Annotated in this window: 9 protein-coding genes, 1 tRNA gene and 1 pseudogene; 9 read left to right on the forward strand and 2 right to left on the reverse strand. The window is 66.1% G+C overall.

Features of this window, described 5'->3' with window-relative positions:
• The 7 genes and pseudogenes from QOD90_RS05620 to QOD90_RS05650 all read left to right on the forward strand — a co-directional run.
• Positions 1-224 (forward strand): annotated as a pseudogene (locus tag QOD90_RS05620) (short-chain dehydrogenase); the annotation flags it as partial.
• A 100-nt stretch (positions 225-324) separates the two neighbouring features.
• Positions 325-2,724, forward strand: coding sequence for a lysylphosphatidylglycerol synthase transmembrane domain-containing protein (locus QOD90_RS05625; RefSeq protein WP_526347513.1), 2,400 nt, complete (start codon positions 325-327; stop codon positions 2,722-2,724).
• Positions 2,725-2,825: 101 nt separating this feature from the next.
• The gene (locus QOD90_RS05630; protein ID WP_526347515.1) at positions 2,826-3,293 is read left to right on the forward strand and encodes an SRPBCC family protein; all 468 of its coding nucleotides are present in this window, start codon (positions 2,826-2,828) and stop codon (positions 3,291-3,293) included.
• Positions 3,286-5,100 (forward strand): sulfatase-like hydrolase/transferase, encoded by a 1,815-nt coding sequence (locus tag QOD90_RS05635; RefSeq protein ID WP_526347517.1) that lies wholly within the window; start codon positions 3,286-3,288, stop codon positions 5,098-5,100. Before QOD90_RS05630 ends, QOD90_RS05635 begins: the two co-directional genes overlap by 8 nt.
• 90 nt (positions 5,101-5,190) lie before the next feature.
• Positions 5,191-5,856, forward strand: coding sequence for a TetR/AcrR family transcriptional regulator (locus QOD90_RS05640; protein WP_526347519.1), 666 nt, complete (start codon positions 5,191-5,193; stop codon positions 5,854-5,856).
• Positions 5,853-6,377 (forward strand): VOC family protein, encoded by a 525-nt coding sequence (locus tag QOD90_RS05645; protein ID WP_526347521.1) that lies wholly within the window; start codon positions 5,853-5,855, stop codon positions 6,375-6,377. Before QOD90_RS05640 ends, QOD90_RS05645 begins: the two co-directional genes overlap by 4 nt.
• Before the next feature lie 2 nt (positions 6,378-6,379).
• On the forward strand, positions 6,380-6,892 hold the full coding sequence (locus QOD90_RS05650) for a carboxymuconolactone decarboxylase family protein (RefSeq protein ID WP_526347523.1): 513 nt from the start codon (positions 6,380-6,382) through the stop codon (positions 6,890-6,892).
• Positions 6,893-6,904: 12 nt separating this feature from the next.
• Here the strand turns inward: QOD90_RS05650 and QOD90_RS05655 are convergent, their stop codons facing one another.
• Entirely contained in the window at positions 6,905-7,543 is a 639-nt protein-coding gene (locus QOD90_RS05655; RefSeq protein WP_526347525.1) for an HD domain-containing protein, read from the reverse strand.
• A 78-nt stretch (positions 7,544-7,621) separates the two neighbouring features.
• Between QOD90_RS05655 and QOD90_RS05660 the strand changes: the two genes are divergently transcribed.
• On the forward strand, positions 7,622-8,605 hold the full coding sequence (locus QOD90_RS05660; RefSeq protein WP_526347527.1) for a GlxA family transcriptional regulator: 984 nt from the start codon (positions 7,622-7,624) through the stop codon (positions 8,603-8,605).
• Positions 8,606-8,611: 6 nt separating this feature from the next.
• Here the strand turns inward: QOD90_RS05660 and QOD90_RS05665 are convergent.
• Positions 8,612-8,696, reverse strand: a tRNA-Leu gene (locus tag QOD90_RS05665).
• An 82-nt stretch (positions 8,697-8,778) separates the two neighbouring features.
• Here QOD90_RS05665 and QOD90_RS05670 point away from each other — a divergent pair.
• Positions 8,779-9,012, forward strand: a 234-nt coding sequence (locus tag QOD90_RS05670; RefSeq protein ID WP_526347529.1) for a helix-turn-helix domain-containing protein, incomplete at its 3' end; no start/stop codon positions are given.

The following is a 9,012-nucleotide window of genomic DNA, read 5'->3' on the forward strand; positions in this document are numbered from 1 at the left end:
TGACCGACGGAGTCGGCGAGTCGAAGCAGAGTGTCGGGCCCGGGCTTCCCGACGACATGGACTTCTCGCTGCTCGGCAAGATCATGGCCCCGCTGCCCCTCGAGGACGGTGCGATGTTCGCCAAGCCCGACGCGGTCGCCAGTGTGGTGGCCATGCTCGGCTCCCCCGACGCCTACTGGGTTACCGGCACCGAAGTGCGGGTCGACGGCGGCACCCACATGTAGCTCGGATCCGGCAATCGCGGGGGCGGGGCACGGGCTGGGATAGGTTGACCGCACGTCGTCGACCGACCAGGTTGGCATTCATCCGAAGGTTTCTCGAGGCATGCGAGTTGACGGGCGGGACATCGCCGTTTCCGGCGACCTGCTGCAACCGCTCATCCGTCGCACCAACGACATCTTCCGATTGGGGTTGGCAGCTGCGTTTTTGGCTGCGGTCATCACCAGTTCGCTGATCACCCGCCGAGATTGGGTGGCCCTCGAGCGGTCGATTTCGGGGATCGTGGCACTGCTGACCCCGACGCAGTCCAACCTGGTTTATCTCGCCTACGGGGTAGCGATCCTGGCATTGCCGTTCGCCATCCTGATCGGGCTGATCACCGCCCGGCAGTGGCGACTTCTCGGCGCCTACGCCGCGGCGGGTCTGATCGCCGTCCTCGCACTGTCGATCAACTCGAGCGGCTTCGCGGCGCCGCGCTGGCACTTCGATCTCGACGACCGACTGCGGACCTTGCTCTCGCAGTTCCTGGACGATCCGCGCTGGATCGCGATGCTGGCTGCCGTACTCACGGTGTCGGGACCGTGGTTGGAGGCTCGCTGGCGCCGATGGTGGTGGGTCCTGCTGCTCGCCTTCGTACCCATTCATCTCGTGGTCAGTGCCGTGGTGCCCGCCCGGTCTCTGCTGGGACTCGCGGTGGGATGGTTCGTCGGCGCGTTGACGGTGCTCGTCGTCGGGACCCCCGCGCTGGAAGTCCCGCTCGACGGCGCCGTGCGGGCGCTGGTGCGTCGAGGATTCGCCGTGACGGGACTGACGGTGGTGCGCCCCGCCGGGCCGGGACCGTTGGTGTTGTGGGCGGCATCGGAGGACTCACAGGGCGCCGAGGAGGGTGAGCAGCACCGCGCGATCGTCGAGATGTACGGTCCGAATCAGCGCAGCGGCGGAATCATGAGCCAGGTCTGGCGGCGAGTGCGCCTGCGCAACAGCGAAACCGCTCCGCTGCACGCCTCGATGCGACGCGCCGTCGAACACCGCGGACTGATGGCCATCGCCATCGGAGATCTCGGCGTCGCGAACAGTACGACGGTCGCGCTGGCTGCCCTCGACCGTGGCTGGACGCTGTATGCCCACACGCAAGCGCGGGGGGTCGCGCTCGACGACACCTCCGCCGACGAGTCCCTCGTCGGGCCGGTCTGGAAGGCGCTCGGCGTCCTGCACCGGCACCAGATCTCGCATGGCGACCTGCGCGGCATGGAGATCACAGTCGATGACGCCGAGGCACTCTTCGGCGGCTTCGGTAGCGCCGAGTACGGCGCGACCGACGTTCTCCTTCAGGCCGACATCGCCGCGCTGCTGGTGTCGACGACGGCGATCTTCGGCGCCGAGGCAGCGGTTCGCGCAGCCATCGCTGAGTTCGACGAGGGCACCGTCCTGCGCGCCTCCCGTCGACTGACCAAAGCTGCTCTGCCGAAACACATCCGCACGTCGGTCGTCGATCCGGGCACAGTGATGACCGCTGCGCGCGACGAGGTGATGCACCAGACCGGTGCCGATCAGATCAAGGCCGAAACCATCACCCGGTTCACCAGAATCCAGGTGATCCAACTCGTCCTGCTGGTGGCGCTGGTGTACGTCGCCTACCCGTTCATCAGCACGGTGCCCGCGTTCTTCTCGGAGCTGAGGACGGCCAACTGGTGGTTCGCGTTGCTGGGGTTGGCGGTGTCGGCCCTGACCTACGTGGGCGCCGCCGCTGCACTATGGGCCTGCGCCTCGGGACTGGTGAGCTTCCGCAATCTCGCAATCATGCAGGTGGCCAACACGTTCGCCGCCACCACCACGCCGGCCGGTGTCGGTGGTCTCGCGCTGAGCACCAGGTTCCTGCAGAAGGGCGGCCTCGGCGCGCTCCGCGCCACGGCGGCAGTGGCACTCCAGCAGTCGGTTCAGGTCATCACCCACGTGGGCCTGCTGATCTTCTTCAGCGTGGTCGCGGGGACGACGGCGAACCTGTCGCACATCGTGCCCAAGACCACGGTGCTCTACCTGATCGGCGGAGTGGCCCTCGGCATCGTCGGCGTCTTCACGTTCGTGCCGAAGCTTCGGCGTTGGCTCGGCACCGAGCTGAGGCCTCGAATCAAGGAGGTGGGCACCGAACTCGTCGACTTGATGCGCGAGCCCAAACGGCTTGCCATCATCGTGGCCGGCTGTGCCGCAACCACTCTCGGGGCGGCACTGGCACTGTGGGCCAGCGTCCAAGCCTTCGGCGGCGGCACCACGTTCGTGACCGTCACCGTCGTCACGATGATCGGTGGCACGCTCGCCTCAGCGGCGCCGACCCCCGGCGGCGTCGGCGCGGTCGAAGCCGCGCTGATCGGTGGTCTCGCCGCGTTCGGCGTGTCCGCCGCCGTCGCCGTGCCGTCGGTATTGCTGTACCGAGTACTCACCTGCTGGCTGCCGGTGTTCGTCGGCTGGCCGGTGATGCGCTGGCTGACCCGAAAGGACATGATCTAGCGCCCGACCCCGCGAGCGGGCGTGTCCGTACACGACACGCCGTGGTCCCGTGGCAGTTGGCGCACGCTCGCCGCTCGGTTCGGCCGTCAGACACACCTGCGATGGTGTTTGATGGCGAGGTGGCAGACATCAGCCGCAGCCGCTCGATATCCGCCCCGCCGCAGACAATCTGGGACGTACTCGCCGACTTCGGTTCACTCAGTTCGTGGTCGGACAACGCCGATCATTCGTGCATCCTCAACCGCGGACCGGACGGCCAACCCCTGGGAACCACGCGTCGCGTGCAGGTCGGCCGCAACGTACTCGTGGAACGCATCACCGAGTTCGACCCGTCGTCGGCCCTGGCCTACGACATCGAGGGCCTGCCCCGGAGGTTGCGCACCGTCGGCAATCGCTGGACGCTGCGGCCGGTGGGTGATGCGACCGAGGTGACGCTGACCAGCAGGGTCGAAATCGGCGCGGGTCCGGTCGCCAGGGCCGCCGAATGGGCCGTGTGCCGCGGCATGGCCAGGGAGTCCGACGCGATGCTCACCGGCTTGGCCCGACGAATGGAGCACCCGCATGGCTGATCGACCGGACGTCGTCATCCTCATGACAGACGAGGAACGCGCGGTGCCACCGTACGAATCGCCCGACGTGCTGGCCTGGCGACGCCGGGCCCTCGGCGGTCGGCGCTGGTTCGACGAGCATGGCGTCAGCTTCGCGCGGCACTACACGGGTTCGCTCGCGTGCGTGCCGAGCCGGCCGACGATCTTCACCGGTCAGTATCCCGATCTGCACGGGGTCACCCAGACCGACGGCATCGGTAAGCGGTACGACGATTCCCGGCTGCGTTGGCTGCGCCCCGGAGAAGTGCCGACGCTCGGCAACTGGTTCCAAGCAGCGGGCTACGACACCCACTACGACGGCAAGTGGCACATCTCGCACGCCGATCTCGAGGACCCCGAAACCGGTGAACCGTTGGCCACCAACGATGACGATGGCGTCATCGACCAGGCCGCGGTGCAGCTCTACCTCGACGCCGACCCGCTGCTCCCCTACGGCTTCTCCGGCTGGGTCGGGCCAGAGCCACACGGTGCGGCCTTGTCCAACAGCGGCTTTCGCCGCGATCCGCTGTTCGCCGATCGCATCGTCGCCTGGCTCGACGACCGCTATGAGCGTCGTCGCGCCGGTGACGAAACGGCCCTACGCCCGTTTCTGCTGGTCGCCAGCTTCGTCAACCCACACGACATCGTGCTCTTCCCGGCGTGGGTCCGCCGCAACCCGCTGACACCGTCACCGTCGCTGGAGCCACCGCACGTGCCCGCCGCGCCGACTGCCGAGGAGGATCTCCGCACCAAGCCGGCCGCGCAGATCGCGTTCCGCGAGGCCTACTACTCCGGATACGGCCCGGCACCTGCGATCGGCCGCAACTACAAGCGCAATGCCCAGCAGTATCGCGACCTGTACTACCGCCTGCACGCCGAAGTCGACGGGCCACTCGACCGGGTGCGTCGCGCGGTCACCGAGGGTGGATCCGAGAATGCCATCCTGGTCCGCACGTCCGATCATGGCGATCTGCTGGGCGCGCACGGCGGACTGCATCAGAAATGGTTCAACCTCTACGACGAGGCGACCCGCGTGCCATTCGTCATCGCCCGGATAGGTGAGGACGCGACGCAGGCGCGCCTCGTCGCCGCGCCGACGTCACACGTCGACCTGGTGCCGACCCTTCTGGGCGCTGCCGGGATCGACGTCGACGTCGTCGCCGACGCGCTCTCCGAGTCCTTCTCGGAAGTTCACCCACTCCCTGGCCGCGACCTGATGCCGGTGGTCGATGGGGCGGCGGCCGACGACACCAGGGCGATCTATCTGATGACTCGCGACAACGTGCTCGAAGGCGACACCGGCGCATCGGCAGCGGCCAGGCAGATGGGCTTGACCGTGAATCCCCCTGCGCCGCTTCGTATCAAGATTCCCGCCCACGTGGCATCCAACTTCGAGGGCCTGGTGGTCCGGGTGGCGGAGACCGACGCTCGTGCTGGCGCGGGGCATCTCTGGAAGCTGGTGCGAACCTTCGACGACCCGTCGACCTGGACCGAACCCGGCGTGCGCCAACTCGCCACCAATGGCATCGGCGGTGAGGACTACCGGACCGATCCGCTCGATGACCAGTGGGAGCTCTACGACTTGACTGCAGACCCCATCGAGACCGACAACAGATGGACGGACCCCGCCCTTCACGACCTACGGGCCCACCTGCGGATGCAACTCAAGCAGGCGCGGGCGTCCTCGGTGCCCGAGCGCAACCGTCCGTGGCCCTACGCCGATCGACAACCCCCGTCCGGTGAGTCGGAGGGCATCGTCCGGAGAGCTCTCGGCAAGATCGGGCTGTAACCGCCGCCAGCGTGCACTTTCATCACGGACGACCCTGTGCTAGTTTGTCGACCAACAAGTATTTGTTGGTCAACAAGGAAGTTTCTGCCCATGCCCTCCACCTCAGGCGACCGCCGCACCCAAGGGGAGCGGCGCAACGAAGCCGAGCAGAAATTGCTCACCGCCGCCGCCGAGCTCATCGGCGAAATCGGCCCCGCCGGGGTGACCCTGGCCAACATCGGCGAGCGCGCCGGCTACAGCCGCGGACTGGCGAGCCACTACTTCGGCTCCAAGGGCGCGATGATGCAGCGTCTCGTCGACAGCGTGAGCGACCAGTTTCAGATGTCGATATTCGTTGAGCACGAAGCGAATTCGGCGATGGACGTGCTACTCACCCTGATCGACACCTATTTTCAGACCATGGCCAATCTGCGGCCGGCCAATCGGGCGCGTCTGGTCCTGTGGGCCGACGCCGTCGCCACGCCATCGCCAGACGTGCGGCCCGCGATGGTCGCCGCAGACCGCGAGTTCCGCAAGGCACTCGTCGAAGGAATCAGACGCGGAATCGACGAAGGTGAGTACCCGGCCGACGTCGACCCACCCGGGCTCGCGACGGTGATCATCGCGATGCTCCGCGGCGCAGCGCTCGAGTCGCTGCTCGACGACCGGATTGACTTGCACTCCTGCCGTACCGAAATCGAGAAGCTGCTGACCGCTCGCCTCAACCCCAAACCCGAACTCCCCAAGACCCGTCAGAAGAAGGCCATCAAGAGATGAGCACCAGGTTCGGCAAGATCGCCCAGATCGCCTACGTCGTCCGCGACATCGACGCGGCAATGGAGAACTGGCTGCGCCACGGCGTCGGGCCGTGGTTCTACGTCGATGACGTCCAAATCGACTACTTCCGATACCGCGGAGTCGATTCGGACATGAAGATGAGCGTGGCCCTAGCCAACTCCGGTGACGTCCAACTCGAGCTGATTCAACCACGCAACGATGCGCCGTCGATGTACAAGGACTTCCTAGACTCGGGCCGAGAAGGCATGCAGCACATCGCCTACTGGTCCCACGACTACCAGGGCCTGCTCGACCAAGCGCTCGCCGACGGCTACGAAATCGGGCAGGAGGGTTGCATCGGCGGCGAGCAGGGCCGGTTCGCGTACCTCGATACCGAACGCGAGCAGGGCACCGTCATCGAGATCTCGGACATCAGCGGGCACAAGGGTGCGTTGTTCGAGTTCATTCGCAACGCCGCCGTCGATTGGGACGGCAGCGACCCGATTCGCGGACGGGATTGATCATGGACTATCCCGACACCGAGGCCCTGCCGCAGACTCTCAAGGACACTCTCGCCAGCCACGCGCCGGTCAACGTTTACCGGATGGTCATGCACTCCCCCGGTCTGGCGCCGGGTTTCTTCGTGATGGCCGACGCGATGTTTCAAGCGAATTCACTGCCGCCACACCTGCGCGAGCTGGCCATCCTACGGGTGGGCTACCGCTATGCCGCACCGTACGAAACCCATCAGCACGAGATTATCGCCAACTATGCGGGCCTTTCGGCCGAAGCCATCTCGGCTGCTTCAAGCGGCGTGACCGCAGGCCTGCCCGCCGACGAGGTGCGCATCCTGCGCTGGACCGACCAGTTGCTGGACGGCCACACCCTCGACGGCTCCGACCGCGACGACGCGCTCACGGTTCTCACCGTGACACAACTAGCCGATCTGGTGCTGACAGTTGGCTTCTACCAACTGGTTTGCAACTTCCTCAACACGTTCGACGTCACCACCGACGGCGAACCGACGCACGGCTGAGGCGCGCCACCCTCACTCCGGCCAGGCCGAGTTCTTGATGACGTCGACGAAGTCGGTGCGATGGAACCCAGGCACGAAGTGTTCCAGGACGTCGGCGTTGACGGTGCCGAACGTCGTGTCCGGGCGGTCCTTGAAGCCGTCCGCGAAGGCCTGCAGGATCTCGGCCTTGAAGTTCGGCCGAGGGTGTGCCGATGTGACGGCGTCGATGTCGACGGCGTCGATCGCACCCAGCCGGAGCCCGAGTACGTCGGTCTCCACACCCGCGGTGGTGGCGGCGATCACCGGGTCCATTCCGTAGGGCACCTCCGGAGTGGTGTGCAGCGCGATCGCCGTCCAGACGACGTCGGTCTCCGAACGCGAGAAGCCATGTTTAATCAGGAATTCCCGTGCGGTGTCGGCACTGTCCATCTCGAACCGCTGCGCGGTGCCCCGGTACGGCGATACCAACCCGGTGTCGTGGAATAGCGCCGCGATGTACAGCAATTCACCGTCGGGGTTGATCTGCAACTGCCGGGCCTGCAAGCTGCCGAACAGGAACACCCGCCGCGAATGATGAAAGATCAGCTCGTTGGTGGTGTCACGGATCAGCTCCGTCGCGTCCTTCACCAGCACGCTGTCCGGGATCGATACTCCCGCAATGGCCTCAGTCATGTTCTCTGTCCTTTCGAAGTATGTGGCTCCTTCGAATATTTACCGAAGGGGCGTTTTGTCGCCGCGGGCAACATGGCCATGAAACCCTCAGATATGGACACTGAACCGCACGACGTCGTGGTCCTGCTCTACGACGGAGTTCAGATGCTGGACGTCGCTGGCCCGATCGACGCCTTCGCCTCGGCCAACACATTCGGCGCGAGGTATCGCATCACCCACGCCTCGCTGACGGGCGCCGACGTGGTGGCCAGCTCGGGTGCCCGCCACGGCGCCGACGTCGGCGTCGACGATCTGCCCGAGAAATTCGGCACGCTGCTGGTGCCGGGGTCACCGAACTGGCAGGCCAGCATCACCGACACCGCGCTCGTCGACGCCGTGCGCGGCCTGTCCGAGCGCAGCAGGCGGACGGTCTCCATCTGCGCGGGCGCCTTTCCGTTGGCGGCAACCGGGTTGCTCGACGGTCGCCCAGCGGCGACGCACTGGAAGCTCGCCCGTCAGCTCGCCGCGCGCTTTCCCCTCGTCACCGTGGATTCGGCCGCGCTGTTCGTCACCGATGGCAAGTTCGTCACCTCGGCAGGCGTCACCGCGGGCATCGACCTGGTGCTCTCGCTGATCGAGCACGATTACGGCCCGGCGCTCGCCAGGGACGTCGCCAAGGACCTCGTCGTGTTCATGGCCCGCCCCGGCGATCAGTCCCAGTTCAGCGTGCGACTCGAAGCGCTGCCGACGAACCACTCCGTCGTGCGTGCCGTCATGGACGTCATCACCGCGAGCCCCGCTCGCAACCACACGTTGGCCAGCCTCGCCGCGGAGGCCGGCGTCAGCGCGCGACATCTGTCCCGGTTGTTCCTCACCGAAACCGGCTATACGCCACAGCACTTCATCGATCGCACCCGGTTGGAGGCGGCCTGCGCCATGCTCACCGGCGGTTCGGCAACGCTGGAGCAGATCGCGGAACGGTCCGGGGTGGGGTCAAGTGAATCTCTGCGTCGGTTGTTCCACCGCGAGCTCGGCGTCACGCCGAGCACCTACCGAAATCGGTTCAAGACGTCGAAGCCCTAATAACAGTGCGGGCGGTGGGACTCGAACCCACACGTTCTTTCGAACACGGGCACCTAAAGCCCGCGCGTATCGCCAATTTCGCCACGCCCGCAACGTGACAGATCGTACCCGCTTTGCGATCGCGAACATGTCAGTGGTGCTTCCTACCTTGATGTTGGGAAGGAGATCGAATCATGCGGTCTGCGGAACAGTTCGACGATGTTCAGCGACTCATCGCGGTCGGCATGAACGACTGCGCTATAGCGCGGCAGACGGGAATTCCTCGACCGACGGTCCGCGACTGGCGACGTCGACCACCACGTCGATTGCAACAACGCTCGTCATCACCGTGCGGCGTCGACCACGACTTCACCTCGCTCCAACCCGACGCTTACGCGTACCTCCTTGGCATGTACCTCGGCGACGGC

This window comes from Mycobacterium sp., assembly GCF_032161845.1.
GTDB lineage: Bacteria > Actinomycetota > Actinomycetes > Mycobacteriales > Mycobacteriaceae > Mycobacterium.

Excerpts from the sequence above, each read along its gene's own strand:
- QOD90_RS05645 (WP_526347521.1), top strand. The coding sequence starts at position 5,853 with ATGAGCACCAGGTTCGGCAAGATCGCCCAGATCGCCTACGTCGTCCGC.
- QOD90_RS05655 (WP_526347525.1), bottom strand. The coding sequence starts at position 7,543 with ATGACTGAGGCCATTGCGGGAGTATCGATCCCGGACAGCGTGCTGGTG.
- QOD90_RS05650 (WP_526347523.1), top strand. The coding sequence starts at position 6,380 with ATGGACTATCCCGACACCGAGGCCCTGCCGCAGACTCTCAAGGACACT.
- QOD90_RS05640 (WP_526347519.1), top strand. The coding sequence starts at position 5,191 with ATGCCCTCCACCTCAGGCGACCGCCGCACCCAAGGGGAGCGGCGCAAC.
- QOD90_RS05635 (WP_526347517.1), top strand. The coding sequence starts at position 3,286 with ATGGCTGATCGACCGGACGTCGTCATCCTCATGACAGACGAGGAACGC.
- QOD90_RS05660 (WP_526347527.1), top strand. The coding sequence starts at position 7,622 with ATGAAACCCTCAGATATGGACACTGAACCGCACGACGTCGTGGTCCTG.
- QOD90_RS05630 (WP_526347515.1), top strand. The coding sequence starts at position 2,826 with ATGGTGTTTGATGGCGAGGTGGCAGACATCAGCCGCAGCCGCTCGATA.
- QOD90_RS05625 (WP_526347513.1), top strand. The coding sequence starts at position 325 with ATGCGAGTTGACGGGCGGGACATCGCCGTTTCCGGCGACCTGCTGCAA.